Genomic DNA, 26,461 nt, shown 5'->3' with positions numbered 1-26,461 from the left:
GTTTGGTGACGTAATGACGATGACCGGGCACACCACCTATTTTCGTCACTGTGACAAATCTAGGTGGTCCGAGCTTCTCGAAATCTTGAACCGGGACGAAAGATGTTGAACAGCAATACATTAGGGCGATCAACTCTCGTGCCACTGCCGACTTGTCGCAGCTGGCCTATCCTGGAGAAGAGAAAAGCGGCGGGCGAGCATCGAAACCGCTTCGGGGACCTACGGAGAGTGAGTTAGTCAGTGTCGACTCACGTCATCACCTCGCTCACGCTCGACACCCTCGATCAGCTTTCCGCCCATGCGCGTCGTTGCGTGTTCTGGGAGATGGATCCGGGCGCGCTTCACGACGCCCGAGGATTCTGCGATCAGGAATTCGAGAAGGAAGCATGGCTGTCGATGGTCATGCTCGAGTGGGGTTCGTGCGGACAGGTCGCCGTCCGAGACGGCAAGCCGCTTGGTAGTGCGTTGTACGCCCCTCCCCGCACGATCCCGCGCGCGCAGCTGTTTCCGACCAGTCCGGTCAGTTCGGACGCAGTGCTTCTCACAAGCCTTCGGCTCGAGCCTTCGGGCATAGAAGAAGAACTTGGGCCGAGCCTGCTGGCCGCTGTCGTGACAGATCTGGTTCGACGCGGAGTTCGTGCGCTCGAGGCGTTCGGTATCCGCAGCGACGGCCTGGGACCCGCGTCCGACGTGGCCAGCGCAACCGCAGCTTTGGAATGTTCACCCGCAGAATGCATGATCAGTGCCGAGTTCCTCGAGGACTACGGTTTCGAGGTCGTGGCTCCGCACCATCGTTATCCGCGGCTTCGTCTCGAACTCAATCGAGACCACGAATGGAAAGTCGACGTCGAAGAAGCCCTCGACCGTCTACTGAAGGCCGCAGCTCTCGAGATGGTGGAGATCAGCGAACTCGCCAGAGTGTGAGCAGGTGCCGACCGCAGGACCTACGAAATGCGGTCGGCTACCGAAAGTTCTTCTGCGAGAAGCTCGGCGAAGGTGAAGGTACCGGTCGGCTGATCATCTTGGCCCAACAGATACAGCCGCTTGACCGAGATCAAAATGGCTTCGGCGATGGTGTCACGCATCCGCGGATTCGTCAGTACCGCAACGTCGGACGCGTTGGACAGGTAGCCGAGATCGATCTGCACCGTCGGCATGTTGGTCAGGCGCAACAACTCCCACGTACGTCCGTGAGTTCTGCAGTCCCGCAACGGAGTTCGCGCAACGATCTCGCGCTGAACGAATCCGGTCAACACCTGCCCGATCATCGAGACCGAACCGTGCGAGTTACCGAAGTGGAAGCTTGCGACACCGTTTGCCGACGGGCTCGAGTTGCTGTCGCAACGCAAGGAGATCATGAGATCGGCGTCGAACGCGTTGGACGTCAGTGCGCGCTCGGCCTCGGTCGGATCGGCGTTGTGCGGGCGGGAGAGGAAAGTTTCCATCCCGGTTGCCGCCATCCGTCCCTCGAGGCGCATGGCCAGATCCCAGAGGATGTCGGCTTCGGAGATGCCGTTGACGATGTTGCCGGTGGACGGCCCACCGAGGCCTGGATCGATGACGATGCGCTTGCCGCCCAGCTGCGGGCCCTTGCGCCTCACCAATTCCTCTTCGCTGATGGCGTGCGGGGAACCACCGGTGACGCGGGTTCCCAACAGTTCCAGCGAACGCAGTGTCTGCGGACCGCAGATACCGTCGGCGGCGATACCGATTTCACGCTGGAAAGACGAGAGAGACTCGTGGGTCTGCGGACCGAAGAAACCGTCGACCCGGCCCGCATAGAAGCCGAGGTCCTGCAATTTTGCCTGCAGAGCTGCGACGTCGTCACCGTACAGCGGCGCGGACAGCTGGTAGATCAACGTACGGGCACCTAGGCGGTACGAGGCCTCGCGAAGTGAGCGATACGTTGCCGGACCCACAATGCCGTCGACGAGGAGCCCACGCTGCTGCTGGAAGGCGCGAACGGCGCTGTCGAGTTGATGATCGAAGATGGCGTCGGGTGCAACCCAGTGGGCACCGTCGGCGCTTTCACGTCGAATGCCGGAAGTTCCGTGATGGAGGTATCCCAGCTTCGTCAATGTGCCCCGAATCTCGGCGACGGCCGGGCCGTGATCGCCGTGTCGGAGTCTGTGCATGCGTGAAAGCCTCTCGGATCGGTTAACGAATTCGATCGATGTGCCTGGTCGTAGACCCGATCAGGCACATCGATCGATTATCTCAGAAATTCTGTGGATTGCGAGAATCCACGATGCTCAACCAGCCGTCAGAGAACGTCTGCGAGGTCCTTGAGCAGTGCAGCCTTGCCCTTGGCGCCGACGATCGTCTTGATCGGCTTGCCGTCCTTGAACAGGATCATCGTCGGGATCGACATGACCTGGAAATCGCGGGCGGCCGCCGGGTTGGCGTCGATGTCGAGCTTCGCGACGGTCAGCTTCTCGCTGTTCTCGCCGGCGATCTCCTCGAGTACCGGGGCGACCATCTTGCATGGGCCGCACCAGGTTGCCCAGAAATCGACCAGAACGGGCTTGTCGCTGCCCAGGACGTCCTGCTTGAAGGAATCGTCGGTGATGGTGACGGTATTCGACACTGTTACTCCTCGAGGGTTGGGTTCGACAGCTTGATGAATCAGGGAGCGCCGACGGTGGCATTGTCGGCTACGCCTTCGACGTCGACCGTGTGGCCGGCAGCGTCGAGCGTGTTGGCGGTGATGTCGCCGCGGTCGGCCAGCCAGCGTTCGGCGTCGATTGCTGCGGAGCATCCGGTGCCGGCAGCGGTGATCGCCTGACGGTACGTGTGATCGACCAGGTCACCGGCAGCGAAGACGCCGTCGACGGAGGTCGCGGTAGAACCGGGAGCGACGCGCACGTATCCGGCGTCGTCGAGATCGACCTGGCCCTTCACGAGCTCACTGCGCGGGTCGTGGCCGATGGCGACGAACATGCCGGTGATCTCAAGTGTGGAGGTCTCACCCGTGACGGTGTCACGAACGACGAGCCCGGTGACGCTGTTCTCACCGAGGACCTCGACGGGCTCGGCGTTGGTCAGGAAGCGGATCTTCTCGTTCGCCTTGGCGCGCTCGAGCATGATCCGTGAGGCGCGGAACTCCTCGCGGCGGTGCACCAGGGTGACCGAGCGAGCGAAACGGGTCAGGAATGTTGCTTCCTCCATCGCGGAGTCGCCGCCGCCGACCACGACGATGTCCTGGTCGCGGAAGAAGAACCCGTCGCAGGTGGCGCAGGCGCTGACGCCGCGGCCGAGGAGGCGTTCTTCACCGGGAATGCCGAGGTAACGGGCTGCCGCGCCCATGGCGAGGATGATCGCGTGCGCGGAGTACGTTTCGCCGTTCGCGACGACCGTCTTGATCGGGCCGCTGAGATCGATCTCTTCGACGTCCTCGGTGCGGATGTCGGTGTCGAAGCGCAGTGCCTGCTCACGCATCTGTTCCATCAGGTCCGGGCCCATGATTCCCTCACGGAATCCGGGGAAGTTCTCGACCTCGGTGGTGGTCATGAGGGCGCCACCGAACTGGGTGCCCTCGAAGAGCACGGGCTGGAGCTCAGCACGCGCGGTGTAGACACCAGCGGTGTAACCGGCCGGTCCGGAACCGACAATGATGACGTCATGGACCGCGGGCGTGTTTTCCAGCTGGGTGGTCATGCGAGCCTTCCAATAGTGAGTGCAGACCCTCCGCTTCTTGGAGAGCCGTACCGATCAACACCAGGATAAGGGGTGTTGTTCCCGCACCCGGCTGGAAAGTGGCTCACAGTCCGCAGCTCACAGCGCGGGGTTCATTGGGCAGGGCGCAGTGCCTCCCGAACGACCAGCGCGTCCCGAACCACACAGCGCGTGCCGGTGTAGATGGTGGGCATGCACTTGTTGCAGTGAATGCACAGCCCCTCGTCGACGCTCTCGGCCTGGAATTTGTTGACCAGTTGTGGGTCCCTGAGGAGCGCACGCGCCATGGCGACGAACTCGAATCCTTCATCCAGTGCGTGCTCGATGGTGTCGACGCGGTTGATGCCGCCGAGCAGGATCAGCGGCATGTTCAGCGCTTGCCGGAACTGACGGGCGAAGGGAAGGAAGAATCCCTCTTCGAACGGGTAAGTCGGAAAGATTTTGGGACCGTAGAACTTCAGCCCGTACCCGACGAGCTTGGGTTGGGAAGCAACAAATTCTGCGAGTGGGACCTCGCCGCGGAAGAAGTACATTCCGTTGAGAAGTGAACTGCCACCGGTCAATTGCATCGCGTCAAGATGCCCGTCGTCTTCGAGGATCTGTGCAATCGGCAGGCTCTGGTCGAGCCACAGACCCTTCGGAACCCCGTCGGACATGTTGAATTTCGCGGTGACCGCCACGGTGGATCCAGCAGCTCGTCGCACCGCTTCGATGACTCGACGCGGATATTCCGCGCGCTTGGCGACGCTGCCGCCGTATCGATCATGGCGTTTGTTCAAATTGGGGCTCATGAACGAACTGAGTAGGTAGTTGTGACCGAGATGGACCTCGATGGCGTCGAATCCCGCGTCCACGGCGACGCGGGCGGTCCGTTCGAAGTCGGCGACGACACCGTCGAGTTCGGCAAGTGTCGCGCCTTTGACGAGGCCCATCGCCGGCGGACTCAGCCGGGTCGACGGCGCCAGAGTCTTCGTCTTGTTGGAGAGCGTGTTGGCGACGAGCCCCGCGTGGCCGATCTGTGCCGCGGCCAGTGCGCCTTCGGCGTGGACGGCATCGGTCAGTCTGCGTAGTCCCGGTAGTGCGCGCTCGTCCATGACAAGGGTGTCGCGGTGCACTCGTCCACCTGGTGAGACGGCGCAGTAGGCGACGGTGGTCATCGCGGCTCCGCCGCGGGCGACTTCGGCGTGGAAGTTGATCAGATCGTCGGAGACCGCTCCCCTGGGCATGACGCCCTCGAACGTCGCAGCTTTGACGATGCGGTTGCGCAAGGTCAGAGGGCCGAGACGTGCGGGTTCGAATATCGACGGTGTGGGCGCTGTGGTCATTTTCTGCTTCCTGCGGCGGCCTGATCATTACGATGCCAGTGGACTCGTATATGTGACGATATAGCGCCTACTCCCAATCTGTCCGACAATTCGACACGATGAATGCCACAGGATCAGGTCGCCCACGAGACCCACGCATCGACGACACAGTTCTCGATGTCACCCGAGCGATGCTCCTCGAGGTCGGTTGGGAGCAACTCAGTCTCCGCGCGATCGCGGCACGGGCAGGGGTCAGTCGGGCCTCGATGTCGCGGCGATGGCCGTCGAAGGCGCATCTTGTGCTCGGATCGATCCTGGGCGCAACACCTGACCTGACGCCGTTCGAGGGCACCGATCGCGACGGCTGGATCCGTTGGGTGGTGGAGGGAAGTGCCCAACTCTTCTCGCGGCCCGAGGTTCGTGCCGCGTCGCCGGGACTGTTGGCAGCATTGCGCGACCATGACGATCTGCGCAACGAATTGTGGCGAGGGTTCAGTGGGCCGAGTACGCAACTCTTCCTTCAGAACGCCGAAGATCCCGAATCGGCGCTGCTCGACGCCAAGGCCGTGCTGGTTTTGGCGGCCGGAGCAGCTATGTTCTCGAGCCTGATAGCGGTCGAGGACGATACGGATGCATTGCGCGGGAGAATTCTCGAACTCCTGCTACCCGCAGCCGCGCCGCGCTGACCGTCGAACTCAGCCGATGTTCTTGACCGACAACGTATTCGGATTGCCCTCGCTGCAGTCGGTGCCGACAGTCAGAGCGGTGATCTGACGTGGTTGCGATCCTGTGAAGAGCAGGACTATCGCCGGCGCCCCGTCGATGCGAATCTCACCGGAACCTAGCAGAGGCCTGCCCTCGTCGATGCCGTTGGCGCGCAGACATCCGGCAAGTTTGGATGGATCATCCAGTGGTCCAAGGTTTTTGGATCCGACGAGTGAGAGCAAGGATGCCGAATCCGGATCTTCGACAGCAGACGTCGCCGGTGTGCTCGGTTGAGCGACAACGCTTTCGGCAGGTTCGGAATCTCGGGTTCCGATCACAACGATCACGAAAGCCACCGCTACGGCTGCAGCGGCACCGAGAACCCACGCTTGTGGGCGACGCCGGAACGGCATGACGGTTGTCTCTGCAGGCGGATCGACGTGGCTGGACTGTGAATCGAGTGCCGAATTGATCCGCTCAGCAAGCGAATTCGGGATCCGGTCGTGAGGGGTCTCGCGTGAGTTCAGTGCCGCAAGCGAAGCTGTGACGCCGTCGAGAGTGGTGACAAATGCATGGGCGGCGGGGTCGGCGTGTACCAGCGGCCACAGAGATGCACTGGTTTCGGGATCGAGAACCCCGGCGTGAAGATCCGCCAAGAGGTCTTCCGAAAACGGAGGAGACGGAACGCGGACAGACGGATCTGTCATGAACCCTCCCTCGGCAGTCGGTGTGGACGCTTACAAGATAGGACGCGGCCGGTTCACGAATGGTTCCCGCCTTCGCGAAAGTCCTCCAACTGGGCGGCGAGGCGCTTTCGGGCGCGGGCGCAGCGACTCTTCACGGTCCCTACGGGCACTCCCAATCGTTCGGCGGCCTCGGCTACCGGATACCCCTCGACATCGACGGCGACGACGGCAGCGCGCTGCTCAGGGGGCAGCGATGCCAGTGCCTGTTCGACGGTCAGGCTCATGTCCACTGTCGCTGCGTAGTCGCGGTGATCTCGAGGTTCCTCCGCATTCTCGGAAGACAGAGAGAACGCGGCGCGTGATTTGTTGCGTCGGATCCGGTCAAGGCAGGCATTGACCACGATGGTGTGGAGCCAGCTTCGCACCGCCGCGTCGCCGCGGAACTTCGCCGCCTTGCGGTGCGCGGACAGCAGACCCTCCTGGAGCGCGTCTGCCGCGTCCTCGTCCGAGTAGCTCGTACGCCGGGCAACGTGCCATAGATGATCCTGATGCCGGGTCAGAAGTTCACGGAACGCATGGCGATCGCCTGCCACATGAGCAGTCAACAATTCGAAATCCGTCGTCTCGAGATTTGTGTTCTCGAAACTCCTGGATTCGAATTTTCCGGCTCCGCCCCCGGTGCCCCCCCGATAACTGTGCACGGGCGGATATTAGCCCAGTCGGTAGGTTTCAGAAGGGCCAAGGGCGATCACTTTGCAGCAGTGAATGCAATCTCCGAGATGGATGTCTGGTTTTGTCCGGATTCGGTGCTGAGCTGCGTAATCCAAACCAGGACATACTGACCCGAGCCGTCCGACGAGAGCGGAATGTCGGTCACACCGTTCTTCAGTACACCGGATCCGATTTCCTTGGTCTGATCCAACGAAGTATTCGCAGAAGGGGCAGAACGGATTTCAACGACGGTTCCGGGCGAATCAGACGTGATCGCAATGTTCTTCAGGTTTGCCGCATCGGCGAGCGTCACCATCAGGCCGACGCCGTTCTTCAGTGACGGGAAGGGCTGGAAGTACGAGTCCGACGACCATGCGGTGGCTGGATTGCCGTCGATGGCGTTCTTCGCCGTTGCCGGCTGGTCCGGCGTGCCCTGGGGTGAGAACACCGTTACGGCCGAGGCAGCTACCGGCACCGTTGCTGCCGCCGGTGCGGGCGCAGGTGAATTGTTATCGGGCGCAGTGGCTTCGGTGGTCAACCCGAAACTCTGCTCGCTGAGCGGGGTGTCGTTACTGCCGCCCGAGAGGAAGCTCGCAACCCACACCACAAGGAGAATCAAGACGATCACGGTGAAGACGCCGAGCGCCGTCAGTGCCGCGAGCATCCGCGTCGACTTCTTCTTCTCGGCCTCGATGGCTTCGGGGTCGTTCAGTGCATGACCCGACGCTCCCTGTTCGCGGTGGCCGAGACGAAGTGCCGGAATCATTTCCGTCTTGTCGTTGACGACGGACGCCTGATCGAGGATGTGCTGCACGGTGGCAGCTGTGCGGATTCCACTCTCCGACTGCAAAGCTCGAACCGCGACGGCCGAGATGTCGAACGGAACCTCCGGACGGACGACCCGAGGTTCGACGATGTTGCCGTCGGCGCCGCGGCCGGCGGGAAGCAGACCACCGACGGGACCGGCGGACGGTTCGGCGAGCGGCCAGCGCGCCGTGATGAGCGAGTACAGCATGGCGCCGAGGCCGCGGACGTCGCTGGTGGAATCGGCGTCGGCAAGCGTCGCCGGGAACGCCAGTACGGCGTCACCGTTGATGCTGATGCGAACGCGGTCAGGGTGATCGATGGACAGCGCACCACCGGTGCGGTGAGCGGCCTCGGCAGCGGCCGCGAGGGCGCGGATGGCGCGCGCTGCACCGATCGGCGACGGCGTCGTCTCGGCCATTTCACGCAGCGAGCGGCCGGGAGTCCATTCGGCGACGACGATGCCGCCCGAGCTTCCGCGGACGACGTCGAGGACGCGAGCCAGACCAGGCGAGTTGATTCGTCCCAGGCGCAGAGTGCGGGAGAGAACTGCCTGCGGTCCGGACTGGCTGTCGTCGTCGCCGCGCTGATCGGCGTCGACGAACGTCAGGGCTACTTCACGGTCGAGCTTGACGTCGAGAGCTTCCCAGAACTGCAGCCCGCGGGTTCCGCCGTGCGGGGCAAGCAGACGGTAGCGTCCGCCGGCGACAGATGCGCCAGGGATGAGCTTGGGTCCACGGGGCATCGGTCGCTGTGCCGGTCGTGATGCGGATCCGGCGGCAGATGTACGAGGCGCAGCGGGCGGTGGTGTCTGAGCGGCAGCCGTCTTCGGAGATTCGGGTGCCTTCTTGTCCGGAGCAGGCGTCTTCGGTGCGGGTGTCTTCGACACAGGTGCTGAAGGTGCCTTCGACACAGGTGCTGAAGGTGCCTTCGACACGGGCGCCGAAGGTGTCTTGGACACACTGACCGGAGGCACCGGCGGAGCGGCCTTCTGCACCGGCTGCTGTGGCTTCTGGACCGGCCGCTGGGCAGGCTGCTGTGGCTTCTGACCCTGCTGTGGCTTCTGTCCGGCAGGTGCGGAGGAACTCGTGGATGCAGGTGTGCCCGACGATGCCGTTGACTTCTGTTCGGACGCTTTCACGGCAGAAGTCCCGGCACTCTTGTTGCCGGAAACGTTGTCGTCGCTCACCCTCGCTCCTTCTCCATCGATAGCCCGTCCCCGAATACGCGCGGGTTGCGATCCTGTACGCCCATGACCAGGGTACGGGAGCGCACCCGGTCGTTCTTGCTCGTTTGATCCCGTTCTGATTGCAGGAATCAGCTCGGTGACGTCGTCGTCGGTGTTGTTACGTGTGTCCGGTTCGGCGCGACCTGTCAGTGAACGAATCTTGCGGGAGACCGCAACCGTTACCGACAGAACTTCCGGAACCTTCTTGAAGTAGAGAATCGTGAAGGTGATCGCGAGCATCAGAATGCCGCCGACGGCGACGCGAACCATCGAGCCAGGTCCGCCGAAACGCTCGGTGAGTTGATCGAATCCGAGGACCCGGTCGACCGCGAGCATGGTCAGCGAACCGGCCAGCGAGGCGAGTACTACGGACCAGACCGTCTTGCCCACGTTGGACATCTGCAGGTTTCCGAGGCTGCGATGCAGGAGGTATCCGCCGATGACGGCGCCGGTGATGTAGCCGAGGCCGTTGGCCGCACCGAGCAGGATCACGACCTGATCGCTGTTGGAGGCGAAGACCGGAGCCAGTGCCGAGAAAGCGATCTTCACTGCAGTGATGCCGAGAACGATCCACGTCGGCGTCCAGGCCTGTTCGCGGGCGTAGAACACTCGAAGTTGGATCAGGACGAGCGCATACGGAATCAACGTGAATGCCGACCAGCTCACGGCGGTGCCGAGACGTTCGGCCTGTTCGGGTCCGAAGCGGCCGTAACCGTAGAGCGCTTCACCGACCTGCGGACCCATGAAGGTCAGGAACATGATGATCGGAACCAGCGTGATCATGGTCAGACGCGTCGCGACCGACAGATCGTCCACGACGGCCGGGGTGTCGTCGGCTGCTGCGTTGCGGCTCAGGCGCGGCATGATCGCCGTCAGAACCGTCACTCCGAGCACGCCGTACGGGAGCTGCAGGAGCAACCAGGCCTGGCTGTAGATGGCGGGGCCTGCTTCGTCGGCATGTGAGGAAATCTTGGTCGCGAAGATCATGCCCATCTGGCTGACCAGGACGTACAAGACGATGGCGACGGCCATACCGCCGAACTGGCGCAGGCGATCGTCGAGACCCCACAGCGGCTTGAGTGAGATCTTCTCGCGGCGAAGCGCGGGGATCAGGCTGGCGGCCTGCACGATGACGCCGATGGTGATGCCGATACCGAGCGTGAGCAGTTTTGCATCGCCCATAGAGACCGGGTTCAGCGAGATCTCACCCGGAGTCAGGCGATAGACCACGAGCACCACGAGGACGACGACATTGTTGAGTACAGGCGCCCAGGCTCCGGGCTTGAAGATCTGCCTGGTGTTCAGAAACGCTGTGAACAGTGCCGACAGCCCGTAGAACAGGATTGCCGGCAGAAGCAGATACGACAACGCCGTGGTCAGGTCGGTGCTGACCTTGCCGTCTTCGGACAGGAAGACGTATTTGGTGAGTACGGGTGCTGCCAGGGTCGCGAGGAGCGCGGCCATGCCGAGTAGGACGAGCGACGCGGTGAAAAGGCGTCGGACAAACGCTTCGCCGTGATCGGTGTCCTCCCGTTCGGCGCGAACCAGCACGGGAACGACGATCGCGGTCAGCACGGCGCCCAGAACCAGTTCCGCGATCATGTTCGGGATCTGGCTGGCGACGGTGAACGAACTGGCGATGGCCGGACCGAGGACCATCAGGATCATCAACTGCTTGGCGAACCCAGTGATGCGGCTCGTCAGCGTCGCAATCGCGATGGAACCAGTTGCCGCGAGTAGTCGAGAGTTGGTCTCCTTGCGTTCCCCGACCTGAACATGGGCGTCGGTGTCGAACTCGTCCGACTTGGTCGTCTGCCGATCGGCGAATTCCATCTCGGCTTCGCGGTACCGGGGGTAGTCGCGGATCACCGGGATGGTCATGGTGGGTGCGTCGTCGAAACGTGCGTCCGGGTTGACCGGCTGAATCGGGTAGCCGCGCTCCCACGGTGGCATCCGAGGATGCGAACGGGTCGTTGCACTCTTGCGGGTGATCGCCGAGCGGCGACCCTCCTCGGGTGGATTCCCGGTCATGAGCGTTCGTACCCTTCATCTGCTGGGTCCGGCTGACCCTTGAATCGATGCCACAGCCGTCGCCCTGCCAGGAACAGCAGCAACCCTCCCGCTGTCGCCGTCACGGCGGCCAGGGGACGACCGTACGCATTCGACCGTACGGTCACGCTGGTCGGCGTACCCAATTGGCGGCCATCTGTCGTGGTCAGCGAGAAGTTGACTTCCAGCTTGCGAGAATCGTTCATTTCCGCGGGCACAGTCAACTGTCGGCTACCTCGCGGCGGCAGCTGTTTGGGACCGATGTCACTGATCTGCATCTCGGGTGGGGCCTCCACACGCAGGTCGACGTTGATGGCGATGGGCAGCTCGTTGCGCGCCACCAGCAGGAGCGGACTCTGCCCCGACGCGAGTGTGTAGACGCCGCCCGGCGACACGACACTGACGGCCCGGTACATCCCGTCGACGGCTTCGGTGACGTTGTCGGCGCGGATGGTCGCAGCGCGCTCCGCCCGATTGACCGACGCGGAGTCGACGTTGCGGCGATCGGCCAAGGTCATCGAGCGAAGCAGATCTTCGCGGAGCGGCGCTGTGAATCCACGGGGGGTGAGCGAAGCCGCCGGATCGTCCACGAGCGAAGCTTCGAGCCCGTCGATACGCGGAAGTTGGGTGGTTGCGGTCTCGACGACGGACGTCTGCGGACCGTCCTGGGTAGCCCGATCCGGGTAGTCGAGCGTTGCGGCGTCCGTCGCGCCCGGTTGTCTGCCGAGCAGCGCCGGCAGGGCCTGAGGTGAGGCGAGCCCGGAGCGGATGAGGGTCGCGAGCATCGAGAGCACCGCGGTGGCGTCGTTGCTGTCGGCGGTCCACAGTTGCGGCGGCGCGAAGATCTGATTGCGCGGCAGCGACGTCGGCGTCAGCGCGGCCCAGGCCATCGCTCCCAGCGCGTCCTGACGCCGGGCGCTGCGCGATTCGATGTCGATGGTCGGCGCGGTGTCGTCGGGGATGTACGACGGGACCTGCGGCTCCGAGCCGGTGGCGGCCAAGGCTGCGGCTGCCGAGGTGTCGAAGGCAAGCGCGTCGAGTGAGCCGGTTATCCGCGACGACAGCTGCGGGGCTGCGGAGTCGACGGAGGTGTCAGCCACCATCGCTGTGGTGGGATTCACGCTCAGTGCCTCTGCGGTGGCCGAGTCGAGGACACCTGAATCGGGCCAGACGAAATCTCGCAGTGAGGTCACGCCGAGGATGTTGTCGACGATGTCCGCCGGGCGTGCGAGCGCGGTAGCCGTCAACTCCGGATTGGCCACCGAGGTGACCGCGGCGAGATCGGCCTGCGCGAAGGGAACCGCCGTCGTGCACATCGTCGAGGCGAGCGTCTTCACCCGGCCGAGCCACTGGTTGGCGGCGTCGCTGCCGCGGCCTTCGTGCGACGGCCCGGTGGGGTCGGACGAGTTGTCGGCGACGAGGTACCCGCGAGTCATGTTCTCGACGGTGATCAGAAGGTCGGGGTCGATTGCCAGGCAGAGCGCATCCGTGACGCGGCGATCGGTATCGCTTTCGGGTTTGGTGGCGTTCTCCACCGCATCGACCAACGCGTCCAGACGTCCGCCGTCGGAAAGTTCGGTGGCAAGTTCGTCGTCGATCAGGCGTACGGGCTCGTTGACCGCGCCCGGGATTCCGCCGACGAGTCGGGGAGCGTCGGCCAGCGGCCACATCAGCGTGACGCCGATCGGGGCGGACGTGTCGGGGGGAACGACGGCCGTAGCCGACGAACTGGGGGTTCCGGCTGTGGCGTTCGATTCGGCTGCGGCCGGCACACCGAGGACGGGGAGCAGGAAGCGTGCGTCGTCGAGTCGGGCGGCACCGCCGTACTCCGGGGTCCCGTTCACGTTGACGAGCATCGGGTAGACGCCGGGTTCGGTGATGTCGAGGGACAACCCAGTTGTACTCCGGAGCGGCAGGGTGAGCGTGAACTGCTTGGACTGGCCGGTGTCGAGGGTGGTGGCGACGGTGTCGAATTCGCCGACCGTGTCGAAAACAGCCTGGTCGAAGTCGAGTGCTGCGCGCACGTCCGAACTGGAGTCGATCGCGGGAGCGCGTTGCAGCCTCACTCCGACGTCCTCGACGGGACGGTCACCGACGTTCTTCACCGTGCCCTTGACCACGACGATGCGGTCGCTGGTGGTCGTCACCGTGGTCGGTGCGGTGGAGTCGATGGTCAGTTGCAGAAATTTGGCATCGTTGGTGTTTCGCGCCGGGGCGCGCTCACTGGGCTGGCTGGACGGCGCTGCACCTGCGACGGCCGTCGTTGCAGGCCCGAAACCGACAGCGGCCATCACCAGAGCGGCCACACCGGCCCGCCGCAGAGCCATTCTCATCCGGCGTCCGGTTCCTTCGGGTGCTGTGTTCGCAGAATCTCAGGTCGCTGCATTTCAGGTCTCGGCATCTCGGCGATCATCTGGGACGCGAGTTCTGCGAGTTTGCGCTCGTCGGCGTAAGCGAGTCGCGAGTGCAGTTCCGTCAGCGGCACCCAGGCGACTTCGGTGACCTCGATGTCCTCGTCGGAGAGTTCACCGCCGAGAAAGCGGAGGAGGTAGTGGTGCACGGTCTTGTGGACGCGTCGACCTTCGGTCACGAACCAGTAGTCGATGCTGCCCAGCGGTGCCAGGACGGTTCCTTGGATACCGGTTTCTTCTTCGACCTCACGCATCGCGGTCTGCTCGGCGGTCTCACCTTGTTCGATATGGCCCTTGGGTAGCGACCAGAGCAGGCGTCCGCGCCGGTCGGTTCGGCCGATCAGTGCAGCGCAGAGGCGTTCGGGAGGTCCGCCCCAGCCGTCGACGACCAAGCCGCCCGCAGAAGTTTCACGGACGGTTCGCATCAGAGGTTTATCGGGGTTGCCGACGGCAGGTCGACGCCGCGGGTTGCGGCGACTCCTGTTTGTTCGTTCGGCACCAGACACCTCATCGATACTAGTTGGCCTTGCAGCGTTGCCCGGTAACCCGCGCAAAGCGGTCTATCGCGTTCGTATGCGCGTTCTGCTATTTGCGCACCTTAAGTAAGCTCCTTTCACGTGACTGTCCCTACCTCCGACGCTGATCGCCGCCTACGACTGCTTGCCGACGCCACTGCAACGCTCGGCACGTTGTCCGACGTGTTGAACCCGCTCGGTGAGCGTTTTGCTGCGGCCGGTCACGAGCTGTTCCTGGTGGGTGGCAGTGTTCGCGACGCAATTCTCGGCCGCTTCAGTGGCGATCTGGACTTCACGACGGACGCCAGGCCGGAGAAGGTGCAGGCTCTGCTCAAGGGCTGGGTGGACAAGCAGTGGGACACCGGCATCGAGTTCGGGACCATCAGCGCCATCAAGCACGGCCAGGAGATCGAGATCACGACCTTCCGGGCCGACGCGTACGACCGTGTCTCGCGTAACCCGATAGTCGAGTACGGCACGACGTTGGCCGACGATCTGGTGCGCCGCGATTTCACCGTCAACGCGATGGCGATGAAGATCGGCGCGGACGGTTCCTACACGTTTGTCGATCCGCTGAACGGCATGGACGCTCTGCTGGCCGGGGAACTCGATACGCCGTCGGCGCCGGAAAACTCGTTCAACGACGATCCGTTGCGGATGCTGCGCGCAGCCCGGTTCGTCTCGCAGCTTGGTTTCACGTTGAACAATCGCGTTTTCGAGGCCATCAAGGAGATGGCGTCGCAGATCGAGCGAATCACCGCCGAGCGCGTGCAGGTGGAACTGAACAAACTGATGCTGGGCATGTACCCGGTGGACGGCATCAACATGATGGTCGACTCCGGGCTGGCCGCGTACGTGCTGCCCGAGGTTCCGCAGATGAAGCTCGAGATCGACGAGCATCACCAGCACAAGGACGTCTACCAGCACTCCCTCACGGTGCTCCAGCAGGCGATCGATCTCGAAGAAGGCGATCCGGACCTCGTATTGCGTTGGGCCGCACTGCTTCACGACATCGGAAAGCCGGATACCAAGCGCAACGAGCCAGGCGGTGGCGTCAGCTTCCACCACCACGAGGTGGTCGGTGCCAAGCTGGTGCGCAAGCGCATGCGTGCCTTGAAGTTCTCGAAGCAGATGGTCGACGATGTTTCTCAGCTCGTGTTCCTGCACTTGCGTTTTCACGGCTACGGCAAGGGGCAGTGGACCGACTCGGCCGTGCGGCGGTACGTCACCGACGCGGGCGAGCTGCTCCCCCGGCTGCACAAGCTCGTCCGGGCCGACTGCACCACGCGTAACAAGCGCCGCGCTTCGCAGTTGCAGGCCACGTACGACGACATCGAAGAGCGGATCGCGCGCATCGCGGAGCAGGAAGACCTTGCTCGGGTGCGTCCGGACCTCGACGGTAACGCCATCATGGAACTGCTGAACATCCCGGCGGGCCCGCAGGTGGGCAAGGCATGGACGTTCCTCAAGGAACTGCGTCTGGATCGCGGCCCGCTCGATCGTGACGAGGCCGAAGCCGAACTGCTGAAGTGGTGGGCTACCCAGCAGGGGTAGTTTCTCGTTTCTTGCGGTTGATCAGCACCGCTGACAAGCCGGCGGCATAGACGCCCGCACCGGCAATGGCCAGGCCGCCGCTCTTGCCGTCGGGTGCGATCACTGTCGACGCTGCCGCGATAGCACCGATGAACGCGACGTTGAACACGGTGTCCTGCAAGGCGAATACCTGGCCCCGACGGTCGTCGTCGATGTCGATCTGCATGGCCGCGTCGCCGCTGAGTTTCACGGACTGCCCGGCGATGCCGAGCAGGAACGCAGCGATCAGCAGCGATCCCTGAGTCAGGGTGGTCACGAAGACGAGCTGGACGAGAACCGCGCACACCAGGGCGTAGGTGATCGTCCGTGAGCGGCCGATCCGCGGGATCAGGAACGGTGTGATCAATGCCGCGATCAACATTCCGATTGCCGTGGCGCCGACGGCGACGCCGAATCCGGCCATCCCTCCAGGCAATTGGGAGCCGTTCGAGGTGTCGCGTAGGACCAGCACCATGATGAGGGTGTTGATGCCGAAGCAGATGCGGTGCGCTCCGATTCCGATCATTGCCGTGGTGACGCCGGGCGCCTCCCAGACAGCGGTTGCACCGGTTCGCAGTCCGGCTGTCACCGAACGAACGGCGCTGGCACGGACCACTTCGTCGGCCACTGGACCAAGTGAGCGCGCGGTGAACCTGGCCGCGGCGAGGGCAGCGATCACCGATCCCAGTGCTGCGACGGCCACGGCTGCGCCCGACGCTCGATCGCCCGCGCCGATCACACCGATGATCGCCACCGCTGCCGAAGCGCCTAGGGCGGCCACCACCGAACCAGCCGTTGTGAGAACGGAATTGGTGGCCACCAACCACGATTGTCGGACGACCTTCGGTAGGGCTGCAGATACGCCTGCCCCGACAAAACGGCTTACTCCGATGGCAGCCAGTGCGCACGTCAACAAAAGTGTGTCGCCACCACCGGCGACCAGCAGCACCGCGGTGGTCAGGATGAAGAGCCCGCGGAGCACGCTCGCCCACAGGAGCACCAGTCGGCGGTCCCAGCGATCCAGCAGAGCTCCGGCGAAGGGCCCGATCACCGAATAGGGAAGGAGCAGTACGGCAAAGCCGGCCGCTATCGCCACCGGATCGGTTTCGCGTTCCGGGTTGAAGAGAATTGCGCCACCGAGCGCGGCCTGGAACATTCCGTCGCCGAACTGGCTGGAAAAGCGGACGAGCGCCAGCCTTCCGAGGCCGGGTGATTCACGCAGGGTGTGCAGTACGCGCTGCCAGGCCTCGCGGCGGTTCGAGGCTCGGTTCATAAGCGGTCACTGTAATGGGTGGGTCAGGCGCCGATCTTGACGGTGGCCCGCTCGAGGATCGGCGCGACGTCGACGCCCCTCGGCAGCGTTCCGAATACGCTCCCCCAGCTACTTCCGAGCCGACTCGCGCAGAACGCGTCGGCCACCGCAGGGTGCCCGTAACGGAGCAGCAGCGAGGCTTGCAGCGCGAGTGCCATGTCACCGACGATCTTTCGCGCCCGGTATTCGATGTCGTCGAAATCGCCGAATGCCGCCTCGATGTCCCGCACTGCCTGATCGAAGTGACTGTCCACTCCACTTGCTTGTTTCAGTTCGTCGAAGAACACCTGCAGCGTTTCGGGTTGCTTCGCCATTGCCCGCAGTGTGTCGAGCGCCGCGACGTTGCCGGACCCTTCCCACACCGAGAGCAGCGGAGCCTCGCGATAGAGGCGCGGCATCCGGGATTCCTCGACGTATCCGTTTCCGCCCAGACACTCGAGAGCTTCGGCGGCGTGGATCGGTCCGCGCTTGCAGACGAAGTACTTGCTCACGGCCAACGAAATGCGTCGCAGTGCGGTGGCGTGGGTATCGCCTGCCGTTGCGCGGTCGGTCAGAGCGGCCAGCCACATCGCGACGGTGGTCGACGCTTCCGATTCCACCGCCAGATCTGCCAGAACGTTTCGCATCAAGGGTTGGTCGATCAGGTTGGCGCCGAAAGCACTTCGATGCGTCGCGTGGTGAACTGCCTGCATGGTGCCGACGCGCATGCCGGTGGCCGTGCCGATCGTGCAGTCCAACCGGGTCATGTTGACCATCTCGATGATGGTGCGCACGCCCCGGCCTTCTTCGCCGACCATCCACGCGAGAGCGTCGCGGTACTCGACCTCACTACTCGCGTTGGAATGATTGCCCAACTTGTCCTTCAGACGCTGCAGATACATGTTGTTGAGCGAGCCGTCCGGCAGGACCCGAGGCAGGAAGAAGCACGACAGACCACCCGGTGCCTGGGCGAGGACGAGGAACACGTCCGACATCGGCGCGGAGGTGAACCACTTGTGGCCCGTCAGCAGGTAGCTTCCGTCGGATTGTGGCACTGCCCTTGTGGTTCCGGCACGAACATCCGAACCGCCCTGTTTTTCCGTCATCGACATACCGGCGATCAATCCGGGTTTGGTGAGGGGAGCTTTCAGCGCCGGATCGTAGTGCCGCGTGGTCAGGAGGGGTTCGTACTGCGCGGCCAGATCCGCGTTGTGTCGCAGCGCGGGGATCACGGCGTACGTCATGGAGATGGGACAGCCGTGACCGGCGTCGGTTTGACCCCACACGGTCATCTTCGCGGCGCGGACGAGGTGTGCGTGTGGATTCGGGTCAACCCATGGAGCGCCGTGCAGTCCCAATTCCACTGCGGTGCTCATGAGTTGGTGATAGGCGGGGTTGTAACGGACCTCGTCGATACGGTTGCCGTAGCGGTCGTGGGTTCTCAGGACAGGTGGGTGCTCCTCGGCCAGATCGCCCCACTCCTGGGCCTGAGCACTGCCGGCGCGGATCCCGACGCGATGAACCTCCTCGAGTGCGTCCGATGCTCCTTCGCGGTGTAGTGCCTCGAGAAGCGGCGCGTATTCGGCTGCGTCGTAATCGATCAGGGGCGGAACCTGATTGGTGACTTCATGCGTGGGTGTCATCGAAGCTCCCTAACGATCGAAGGGTGAAGGCGAGAATGGCGTCGATCGCAGCGGGATCGGTGGTGCCGCCGCGCAGTGGAAGGACCAGGGCCTCACCGATTGCCCCGACGATGCACGCTGCCGTCAGAGTGGCGTCCTGTGGCGGTATCTCACCGGATTCGGCTGCCGAGCGGATTGCGGTGGCCAGGCAATCGCGGAACGATTCGCGAAACATCAACCGCTGTTCGTCGACGAGAGGATCTACCGGTTCCACCAGCAGTGCATAGGCGAGAACCGGTGCACGCATGGCACGTTCGGCGAAGATCCGAACCGACGCCGATACCGCGGAGCAATGATTGCCTGCCAGGCTTCGGGCGCTGTCTCCGGCGTCCCGGGCCGCGGATACCTCACGGCTGCAGACTGATTGGAACACTTCGGCGAACAATTCGCCCTTGCCGTCGAAATGTCGATACAGCGTCCCGGTGCCGACGCCGGCGTTCTTGGCCACCGCGGCGATGGAACATCCCGCATAACCGTGGGTTGCCACTGCCGTCGTGGCGGCCTCGAGCAGTCGGGCGCGTTGGGCGTCCAGTCTTTCCTGTACTGCCGGAGTGCGGCGATAGGCCATGTGAAGAAGTGAACACCCGTTCCGTTCTTGCGTCAAGAGCCCCCACCTGCAGGTTCAGGCAGCAGCGGTGCGAGCCTGTTCCGCGCGCCACCACGCTACGGTCTCTTCGGCGGCCCGATCGAGCGGCGTAGGCGAGAGTCCGAGCAGCACTTCGCTGGCGCTCGAATCCATGACGAACGGCTTGGTGAACTGGTAGTTCATCTCCGCGAGTTCACGGCTGTCGGTGTTGATCTTGCCGACGGCGTCGAGCACCCAGGCGGGCAGGACGCCCACCTTGGCGGGGGACGCCCCGGCGGCGCGGGCGAAGGCCTCGGCGATCTTGCGTTGGGTGAGCGCGGGGCCGGTGGGCGCGTGGAGGACGGAGTTCCAGAGTTCGGGGTTGTGTGCCGCCGCGATCATCGCTGCTGCGAGATCGGGAATGTAGGTGAAGGAGTGTGGCTGATCTGCGGAACCGATGACTCGAATCTTCTTACCTGCCATGACCTTCGGAACCATGCGCTCGCCGGCGTGAGCGGTCCGGACACGAGGACCGAAGAAGTCCGAGGCCACGACGCTGACGGTGGGTGTTGCCGAGGCCTCGCGAGCACGCAGCAGTGCGGTGCGCACTCCGCGCTTGCCGCCAGTGGCGTTGCGCGGGTCGGATTCGGTCATCAGGGTGTCGGAGTTGTAGGCGTAGAGGCTTTCGGGGAAGACCACGACGGCACCGATGGATGCGGCCGCGTCGAGCACAACCTTCTCGGCCGCCGGGAGTTCCCTCTCCCAATCGGCTGCGTTGTAGGCGGCGTGGATGCAGTGGTAGATCGCCGTGGCGCCCTCGCTGACCGAGCGAAGGGCCTCGGAATCCGAGACGTCGACGCGTCGGCGGTCGATCAGCGGGTGCTCGGGCCCGCTGCCGGACCTGGTCAGGAGCCGGACGTTGATTCCCTGCTCGGCGAGCTGTAGCGCGACGGCGGATCCGACGGGTCCTGCTCCGGTGACGATTTCGAGGTTCGACATGGTGTGCTCCTTCTTGTTTCGAGCGAACTGAGAGCACTGCTCTCGTTTTCAAGAATGCACCCGCGCTCCAGTGCTGTCAAGAGCAGTGCTCTCTTTTGTTGATACTGCTCTCGGGAATGGGGCAAGATGGACTCATGGTTGGAACTCCCCGTGAGCGGGCGCGCGAACAGACGCTGCAGGACATCACCCGGATCGGGCGCGAGCATCTCGCTGCCGTCGGCGCTGCAGCCTTGTCCCTGCGGGCTGTCGCACGTGATCTGGGAGTCGTTTCGTCAGCGGTGTACCGCTATGTCGCCAGTCGCGACGAACTGCTGACCTTGTTGGTGGTGGACGGGTACACGGAACTGGGCGCGGAGGTAGACGCTGCCGTGGATGCCGTTGCAGCAGAAGACTTCCGCGGGCAGTTCATGGCTCTCGGGCGCGCTGTCCGGAGCTGGGCGATCCGGGAACCGGCCCGCTACGGTCTGTTGTTCGGCAGCCCAGTCCCCGGTTACGACGCTCCGGGCGAGCAGACCACCGGCCCTGGCACCCTCGTTGTGACCCGGCTGATCGGGATCATCGACGCCGCCCATCGCGCGGGTGCACTCACGGTGCGAGAGGGCCCGGACCTGAGTGACACGTTGGCAGCGGACCTGGAGGGAGTGCGGAAAGAACTGGGCACCGACCTGCCGCCGGATGCCGCAGTGCGCGCAACTCTCGTCTGGGTATCGCTGTTCGGTTCGGTGAACTTCGAGGTGTTCGGGCAGTACGGAAGCGATACGTTCACCGATGCGAGTGAGATTTTCGAGCGGCATCTGGCACTACTTGCCGATGTGGCGGGTCTGACCTGAACACGCCTGTGTCTGCTTTCCACTGCATGCAGTCGTCGGTGAGATGATATCTTTGTGGCGCACGCAGAAGAACCCGAGGATCGAATGGCCTGGATAGAACCGGAGGTTCGTCCGGGCAGTTTGTTGGTGTCGTCGACCGATCTCACGGAACCTGCATTTCGCCGCACCGTCATCTACATGATCGAGCACAACGACGCCGGGAGTTTGGGCGTCGTCGTCAATCGGCCGAGTGAGACGGCCGTGCAGAACGTGCTGCCGCAGTGGTCGCCGCTGACCGCGCATCCTTCGGCCCTGTACATCGGTGGCCCCGTCAAGCGTGACTCGGCGTTGTGCCTGGGGATCGCTCGTAACGGTGCACGGATCGACGGCGTCGCGGGCCTGCGGCGGGTGGACGGCAAAGTTGTCATGGTGGACCTTGACTCGGACCCAGCGGTCATCGCACCGCTGGTCGAAGGGATCCGCATTTTTGCCGGTTACTCGGGTTGGACTCTGGGGCAGCTTGATTCGGAGCTCGAGCGTGAGGACTGGATGGTGATCAGCTCACTGCCCTCGGATGTGCTGACGCCGCCACGTGTCGACGTCTGGGCGCGGGTGCTACGACGCCAACCGCTCCCCGTAGCGATGCTGGCCAGCCACCCCATCGAGGTTGAACGGAACTGACCTGTCGGAGGTCGATGATATTCCTGTGTCATCGTTTTCGAGAGAGGTGGCAGCAATGATCGTTGAGCGTCAGATCCAGTGCGCAGACTGTGTTTCGGATGTCGATCACTGCCACGATTGTCTACTGCGACATGCCGACGGATCACTCGAATGCACCGGCGTGAACTGCGTCGACTTGGCATCGGTCCGCCATGCGTTGTCCATCGATTGTGCTCAACTGCAGGGTGGTTGTGGCTGTGTCGATTCGACCCGAGACGAGTTGCTCGCTAGCTGACGCTGACCGGATCCCGATTCGCGAAGCGCTGCGCCATCGCAGCACAGACGATCAGTTGGATCTGATGGAAGATCATCAGCGGCAACACGATCAGGCCGACGGGCTGGCCCGCGAACAGCACAGCTGCCATCGGTAGGCCCGTTGCCAAGGACTTCTTCGAGCCGCAGAAGATGATGACGATCTGATCGGGAAGATCGAACCCGAGCTTGCGCCCCGCGAGAGTGGTCACGCCGAGAACCAGCGCGAGAATCAGGCAGCACACGATTGTGAGGATCACGATCTGCCAGATCGTGATGGTGCTCCAGATCCCCTCCTTCATGCTTTCGCTGAAGGCGGCGAAGACAACGAGGAGGATCGATCCGCGATCGACGTACTTGGTGGGTTCGGCGTACTTCTGCAGCCATCCGATCACCAGCGGGCGGATCAGCTGACCGACGATGAACGGGATCAGCAACTGCACGACGATGTCGAGGATCGACGAGAAGTCGACCGTCGCCTGGCCGGTGGTGTTCATCAGCAGAACCACCAGCAGCGGTGTGACGAAGACGCCGATCAGGTTGGAGAACGACGCACTGACGATCGCGCCCGCGACATTCCCCTTGGCGATCGAGGTGAACGCGATCGACGACTGAACCGTCGACGGAACCAGGCACATGTAGAGGATGCCGGTGTAGAGCTCGTCGCTGATCAGCGTCGGCGACAGGAATCGCAGTGCTAGGCCGATCAGTGGGAACAGCACGAACGTCGCGGCGAGGACGACGGTGTGCAGTCGCCAGTGCTTGACGCCCTTCCAGGCTTCCTGCGGCGAGAGTCGCGCGCCGTAGAGCAGGAACAAGAAGCCGATGGCGATCTTGGTGGCCCAGTTCAGAATGCTCTCCGCGGTACCCGATACCGGGAACACACTTCCGAGCACGCCGGCGATGATGATGCCGAGGATGAACCCGTCGATGTAGAACCTACTGAGAAACTTCACCTGGCTAAGGATAACGGCGAGCTTCAGCGGGCTCTCGAGCCCCACGAAGGTTGAAGCCCATCACGGCCAGGCACAGCAGCGTTCCGATGATCGACAGCTCGATGATGGCCGTCTGCATTCCCTGGATCGTGATGGCGATACCCGCGATGATCGACGGGATCGCCAGTCCCGCGTAGCTGACGGTGAAGAACGCGGCCAGAACTCCGCCGTGGCTCTCGCGGGCGTGGGTTCGGGCGGCGGCGTTGACGCGCTTCATGCCGCCGGCAAAGGCCAGACCGTGTCCGGTGCCGACGACGACGGTGATGCCGCTCAGCAGTGCCAGGCTCGGGACGAGGTCGACCACGAGCAACCCGATCATTCCGAGGGCGAGGATTCCCAGGCCGACGGTGACGGACGTGCGTGGGTCCATGCGACTTCCGCCGAGTTGCGCGATCACCGAACAGATCATCACCAGCGCAGCCGCCCCACCGCCGAGGAGAAGGTTGTCGATGTTCAGCAGGTCGGTCATCCATGACGGGACCACCGACTGGAAGAGCCCGACTGCGCCCCACGACAGAGCGACGGCGAGCGAGCTCAGCCAGAACGTCTCTCGGATGGCGGCGGGAACATGTGGCATCTGGAAGAACCGCTTCGGGCGTGTGACGTCCCCGATCCGCGGCAGCAGCAGCAACACGATCAGTGCCGGGATGAACGCGACGAGGAAGATCAGATACGGCAACCGCAGAGGTTGCGGAAGATACTGGGCGATCGCACCGGACACGAGTGGTCCGAGTGCACCGCCCAAAGCGCCCGTCACCGTCGAGACGAGCGCGGCCCGTCGGTGATCGAACTTCGGTTCCTGCTCCACCAGCGCGGCACTGCCTGCGGCACTCGCCGCGCCCACCGCGATTCCCTGAGCGACACGGCCGACGAACAACCACACCGTCGCGTCGGCGAATGCCAGAACGAGCGTGCCGACGACGCTCAGTGCGAGTGCAGTCAGAAGCACGGTGCGTCGGCCGAGGGCGTCGGACAGCGGTCCGAAGAACAGCAACGCCGGAACGAGGCCGGCGACGTAGACGCCGTAGATGAGCGTCTGGATGGTGGGCGTGAATCCGAACTCGGTCCGGTACAGCCCGTAGACGGAGGTGGGCATGTTCGCGCCCAAGAGGATCACGGTGAGGACGTAGCCCACGCCGTAGAAGTGTCGATTGGTGCGGCGTGTGCGTTCTTCGGTGGCGACAGCAGTGGCGGACGTGGGAAGCCCCTCCTCAGGACAGAGTTCGAAAATACATGGGTCGTCCTACGTATCGTAGGTGAGTGGAATGATCGCCGCGAATGCTGTGAGGATGAGTAGATGACCGTTGTTCGCAAGGAGTCCGCGTACGAGCAATCCCTCGACTGGATGCGCGCGCAGATCTCCGACGGCGCCTGGACCGTCGGCAACCGTGTTCCGACCGAGCCGGAGCTGATGAGTGTTCTGGGCGTAGGCCGGAACACCGTGCGCGAAGCGATCAAGACACTGACCTCGACGGGAGTCCTGGAGATCCGTCGAGGATCAGGGACCTTCGTGCGCGCTCGGACCGACATCGGCGGACTGCTCGGCAAACACGCGTCCGTCGACGAGATGAAATACGTCTTCGAAGTGCGTCGTGCGCTCGAGATGGAAGCAGTCCGCTTGGCGTGCGAGCGTCGCAGCGACGACGACGTCCGGATACTTCGTGAGCTGGCCGCCAGACGTGACGTCCCGGCCGAGAACTTCGTCGACGTCGATCTCGCGTTTCACATTGCCGTCGTCGATGCCGCCCACAATCCCGTGCTGAAAGATCTGTTTGCCGGAATCCTCGAAACCGTCCGCGCCACGTACGAGGTGACCGAAGGGGTGCATCCGCCGTCGCTGACGTCCTCGCATCATCAGGGAGTCGCCGAAGCCATTGCCGAACGCGATGTCATGAAAGCCAGAGCGGCGGCATGTGGGTATCTCGAGAAGACTCAGGAAGCGATCGGTTCAGGCTCGGCGGTTACCGAGAGCGGGCGTCGGCCAATCGATTGAGGGACCCGGCGATGTCTTCGGCCTTCGGCGTCGTGATCGTGAGTCGGTCGCCACCGGCGAACGTGATGACAACCGCGGGTCCGGTGCGGGTGACGACGCCGTAGTTGCGACGACCCTTGGTCTTGACTCCCCAGCCGCCGAAGTCCGCGAACGGTTTGATCTCCGCCACGTCGGCGCCGACAACTTCGTCGATGTCGTAGGTCATCGCAGCCATCCCCATGTTGATCACCCGGATCTCCCGGTCGTCGACGATCACCCGGAAGCGAACCAGGCTGACGACGAGTAGGCCGAGTGCCCCGAAGATGAACAGCGGCCAGAGTGACCGTGTCCCCAGTGCCATGACAACTCCGGGCGACAGAGTGATCGCCGTGAGGATCACCGACCCCTTGGCGCTGAATCCGACGTCGTCGGAGATGGGTAGAGGGCCGCTGCTTCGCGGCAACCCAGCCGAGGGTGTGGTTGCGGCACCCGTGCGGACGCGGTAGTCACGCAGGAACGAGGCGCCGATCCACCCCAGCACCCCGCCCACGCCAAAACCGACACCGATAGACCACAGTGGGAGTGACGTCGTGGACGGATCGGCGACATCGAGTTGGTTGTAGAGCAAAGCGAAGTTCACGCTCGTGATGAGCCCGACCACGCTCAGCCCGACGACCAACATGAATCGACGCATCATCAACATCGCGGGTGCAAGAGCGGCAATCGCGCTGAGACCGCCACCGAAAAGCAGGGTCAGAAGTGCAATCGTCCATGCGTTGGCCGACGGGGTGGAGAAGCCGTCCGGCGAGGTGGTGGTCCAGTGAGTTGCGATCTGTTCCGGGAGGCGAGGCTCCCAAATCTTTGTCAGGACGAAGCCGAAGACCGCACACAGCAGCGGAACCACTAGCCCGAATACGACCCCGGCCGGGTCGATCACGCGATGTTTCACGTGAATCAATGAGCCGGCTGGCAAGCATCCTTGAGCGCGCAGGCACCGCAGGAAGCGGTACCGCAAGCGGCAGCGTTCGCCTTGGCATCGGGGGTCTCTGCCACCGGCTCGTCTGCGGCAGGCTCGGAGTGGCCGCCGCAGTTGCAGTCGTTACCGCATCCGCTCTGCTGCGGGAGTGCGGCGGCTGCGCGCGCGCCGATGCCTCCACCGAAACCGGCAGTGAGGACGGCGACGACGACGGCGATGATCGCGACTGCGACACCGAAGACTCCGCCGATGGTCAGTGCTGCGACTCCGCCGATGACCAACATTCCGGCGGCCGCGAGCATTGTCGGACCGGCCACCTTGTTGGCGAGAGCGAACGACTCATCGCTCCGCAGGGAATCCTCGGTGCGGACACCGGCCCAGCGGTTGCGCGGGAGTTTGCCGATCAGTCCGGCGACAGCAACTCCACCGACGGCGACAGCGAGCACGAATAGCACCACAGCGACAACGATCACCCATACAGGATAGGCGCGAGTGGAGTTGATGGTATGCCCGGGTCGCACAGGCTCTACCCTGGTTATC

23 protein-coding genes are annotated in these 26,461 nt (G+C 63.7%); 6 read left to right on the top strand and 17 right to left on the bottom strand.

What is annotated here, in order from left to right:
• Window positions 1-240: 240 nt before the first annotated feature.
• The gene (locus ACFQ6H_RS16915) at window positions 241-924 is read left to right on the top strand and encodes a GNAT family N-acetyltransferase (protein ID WP_283305626.1); all 684 of its coding nucleotides are present in this window, start codon (window positions 241-243) and stop codon (window positions 922-924) included.
• A 20-nt stretch (window positions 925-944) separates the two neighbouring features.
• Here the strand turns inward: ACFQ6H_RS16915 and ACFQ6H_RS16910 are convergent, their stop codons facing one another.
• From ACFQ6H_RS16910 to nox, 4 genes are all read right to left on the bottom strand, one after another.
• Window positions 945-2,135 carry an N-acetylmuramoyl-L-alanine amidase gene (locus ACFQ6H_RS16910; RefSeq protein WP_020909860.1) on the bottom strand — a complete coding sequence of 397 codons (1,191 nt, stop codon included), beginning with the start codon at window positions 2,133-2,135 and terminating at the stop codon, window positions 945-947.
• A 128-nt stretch (window positions 2,136-2,263) separates the two neighbouring features.
• Window positions 2,264-2,587 carry a thioredoxin gene (gene trxA / locus ACFQ6H_RS16905; protein ID WP_003942530.1) on the bottom strand — a complete coding sequence of 108 codons (324 nt, stop codon included), beginning with the start codon at window positions 2,585-2,587 and terminating at the stop codon, window positions 2,264-2,266.
• Window positions 2,588-2,625: 38 nt separating this feature from the next.
• The gene (gene trxB, locus ACFQ6H_RS16900; protein ID WP_378647398.1) at window positions 2,626-3,657 is read right to left on the bottom strand and encodes a thioredoxin-disulfide reductase; all 1,032 of its coding nucleotides are present in this window, start codon (window positions 3,655-3,657) and stop codon (window positions 2,626-2,628) included.
• A gap of 131 nt (window positions 3,658-3,788) precedes the next feature.
• A complete protein-coding gene (nox, locus tag ACFQ6H_RS16895) occupies window positions 3,789-5,000 on the bottom strand; it encodes a 4,4'-dithiodibutanoate disulfide reductase (RefSeq protein WP_378541184.1) in 1,212 nt (403 codons plus the stop codon).
• Between the two features lie 98 nt (window positions 5,001-5,098).
• Here nox and ACFQ6H_RS16890 point away from each other — a divergent pair, with 98 nt between their 5' ends.
• Window positions 5,099-5,665: a helix-turn-helix domain-containing protein gene (locus ACFQ6H_RS16890; protein WP_378541186.1), complete on the top strand. Its 567-nt coding sequence runs from the start codon at window positions 5,099-5,101 to the stop codon at window positions 5,663-5,665.
• A 9-nt stretch (window positions 5,666-5,674) separates the two neighbouring features.
• Here the strand turns inward: ACFQ6H_RS16890 and ACFQ6H_RS16885 are convergent, their stop codons facing one another.
• Genes ACFQ6H_RS16885 through ACFQ6H_RS16865 form a run of 5 tightly spaced genes read right to left on the bottom strand, consistent with a single transcriptional unit; the run spans window position 5,675 to window position 14,079 of the window.
• Window positions 5,675-6,391: a hypothetical protein gene (locus ACFQ6H_RS16885; RefSeq protein WP_378647396.1), complete on the bottom strand. Its 717-nt coding sequence runs from the start codon at window positions 6,389-6,391 to the stop codon at window positions 5,675-5,677.
• Between the two features lie 53 nt (window positions 6,392-6,444).
• Entirely contained in the window at window positions 6,445-7,071 is a 627-nt protein-coding gene (gene sigM, locus ACFQ6H_RS16880; RefSeq protein ID WP_378445246.1) for an RNA polymerase sigma factor SigM, read from the bottom strand.
• Window positions 7,072-7,118: 47 nt separating this feature from the next.
• Entirely contained in the window at window positions 7,119-11,144 is a 4,026-nt protein-coding gene (locus tag ACFQ6H_RS16875; protein WP_378647394.1) for a lipid II flippase MurJ, read from the bottom strand.
• Window positions 11,141-13,495 (bottom strand): DUF6049 family protein, encoded by a 2,355-nt coding sequence (locus ACFQ6H_RS16870; protein ID WP_378647392.1) that lies wholly within the window; start codon window positions 13,493-13,495, stop codon window positions 11,141-11,143. Before ACFQ6H_RS16870 ends, ACFQ6H_RS16875 begins: the two co-directional genes overlap by 4 nt.
• The gene (locus ACFQ6H_RS16865; protein ID WP_378633022.1) at window positions 13,492-14,079 is read right to left on the bottom strand and encodes an NUDIX hydrolase; all 588 of its coding nucleotides are present in this window, start codon (window positions 14,077-14,079) and stop codon (window positions 13,492-13,494) included. Before ACFQ6H_RS16865 ends, ACFQ6H_RS16870 begins: the two co-directional genes overlap by 4 nt.
• Before the next feature lie 111 nt (window positions 14,080-14,190).
• On the opposite strand from ACFQ6H_RS16865, the gene ACFQ6H_RS16860 reads away from it, so the two are divergent.
• Entirely contained in the window at window positions 14,191-15,642 is a 1,452-nt protein-coding gene (locus ACFQ6H_RS16860) for a CCA tRNA nucleotidyltransferase (RefSeq protein WP_378539882.1), read from the top strand.
• Here the strand turns inward: ACFQ6H_RS16860 and ACFQ6H_RS16855 are convergent.
• From ACFQ6H_RS16855 to ACFQ6H_RS16840, 4 genes are read right to left on the bottom strand one after another with little or no spacing between them, the layout of a single operon-like run.
• Entirely contained in the window at window positions 15,626-16,933 is a 1,308-nt protein-coding gene (locus ACFQ6H_RS16855; protein ID WP_378647390.1) for an MFS transporter, read from the bottom strand. The genes ACFQ6H_RS16860 and ACFQ6H_RS16855 overlap by 17 nt on opposite strands.
• 23 nt (window positions 16,934-16,956) lie before the next feature.
• Window positions 16,957-18,594, bottom strand: a complete 1,638-nt coding sequence (locus ACFQ6H_RS16850) for an acyl-CoA dehydrogenase family protein (RefSeq protein ID WP_378647388.1) — start codon at window positions 18,592-18,594, stop codon at window positions 16,957-16,959.
• Window positions 18,578-19,201, bottom strand: coding sequence for a TetR/AcrR family transcriptional regulator (locus ACFQ6H_RS16845; protein WP_378647386.1), 624 nt, complete (start codon window positions 19,199-19,201; stop codon window positions 18,578-18,580). The genes ACFQ6H_RS16850 and ACFQ6H_RS16845 overlap by 17 nt, the downstream gene beginning before the upstream one ends.
• 54 nt (window positions 19,202-19,255) lie before the next feature.
• Complete coding sequence (locus ACFQ6H_RS16840) at window positions 19,256-20,197, bottom strand: NAD-dependent epimerase/dehydratase family protein (RefSeq protein WP_378647384.1); 942 nt, start codon at window positions 20,195-20,197, stop codon at window positions 19,256-19,258.
• 134 nt (window positions 20,198-20,331) lie between these two features.
• On the opposite strand from ACFQ6H_RS16840, the gene ACFQ6H_RS16835 reads away from it, so the two are divergent.
• A complete protein-coding gene (locus ACFQ6H_RS16835; RefSeq protein ID WP_378647382.1) occupies window positions 20,332-21,027 on the top strand; it encodes a TetR/AcrR family transcriptional regulator in 696 nt (231 codons plus the stop codon).
• Window positions 21,028-21,081: 54 nt separating this feature from the next.
• The gene (locus tag ACFQ6H_RS16830; protein WP_054831849.1) at window positions 21,082-21,687 is read left to right on the top strand and encodes a YqgE/AlgH family protein; all 606 of its coding nucleotides are present in this window, start codon (window positions 21,082-21,084) and stop codon (window positions 21,685-21,687) included.
• A 266-nt stretch (window positions 21,688-21,953) separates the two neighbouring features.
• On the opposite strand, the gene ACFQ6H_RS16825 is transcribed toward ACFQ6H_RS16830, so the two are convergent.
• Entirely contained in the window at window positions 21,954-22,934 is a 981-nt protein-coding gene (locus tag ACFQ6H_RS16825; protein ID WP_003942582.1) for a bile acid:sodium symporter family protein, read from the bottom strand.
• Window positions 22,935-22,938: 4 nt separating this feature from the next.
• Window positions 22,939-24,108 carry an MFS transporter gene (locus tag ACFQ6H_RS16820; RefSeq protein WP_378647380.1) on the bottom strand — a complete coding sequence of 390 codons (1,170 nt, stop codon included), beginning with the start codon at window positions 24,106-24,108 and terminating at the stop codon, window positions 22,939-22,941.
• 162 nt (window positions 24,109-24,270) lie between these two features.
• On the opposite strand from ACFQ6H_RS16820, the gene ACFQ6H_RS16815 reads away from it, so the two are divergent.
• A complete protein-coding gene (locus ACFQ6H_RS16815) occupies window positions 24,271-24,966 on the top strand; it encodes a FadR/GntR family transcriptional regulator (RefSeq protein WP_378647378.1) in 696 nt (231 codons plus the stop codon).
• Here ACFQ6H_RS16815 and ACFQ6H_RS16810 read toward each other — a convergent pair.
• Window positions 24,935-25,894, bottom strand: coding sequence for a DUF1648 domain-containing protein (locus ACFQ6H_RS16810; RefSeq protein WP_378647376.1), 960 nt, complete (start codon window positions 25,892-25,894; stop codon window positions 24,935-24,937). The genes ACFQ6H_RS16815 and ACFQ6H_RS16810 overlap by 32 nt on opposite strands.
• A gap of 5 nt (window positions 25,895-25,899) precedes the next feature.
• On the bottom strand, window positions 25,900-26,394 hold the full coding sequence (locus ACFQ6H_RS16805) for an SdpI family protein (protein WP_378632977.1): 495 nt from the start codon (window positions 26,392-26,394) through the stop codon (window positions 25,900-25,902).
• Window positions 26,395-26,461 lie beyond the last annotated feature (67 nt).

Source organism: Rhodococcus sp. NPDC056506, from assembly GCF_042794945.1.
Classification (GTDB): domain Bacteria; phylum Actinomycetota; class Actinomycetes; order Mycobacteriales; family Mycobacteriaceae; genus Rhodococcus_F.
This window is presented reverse-complemented; position numbering and strand designations above follow the sequence as displayed.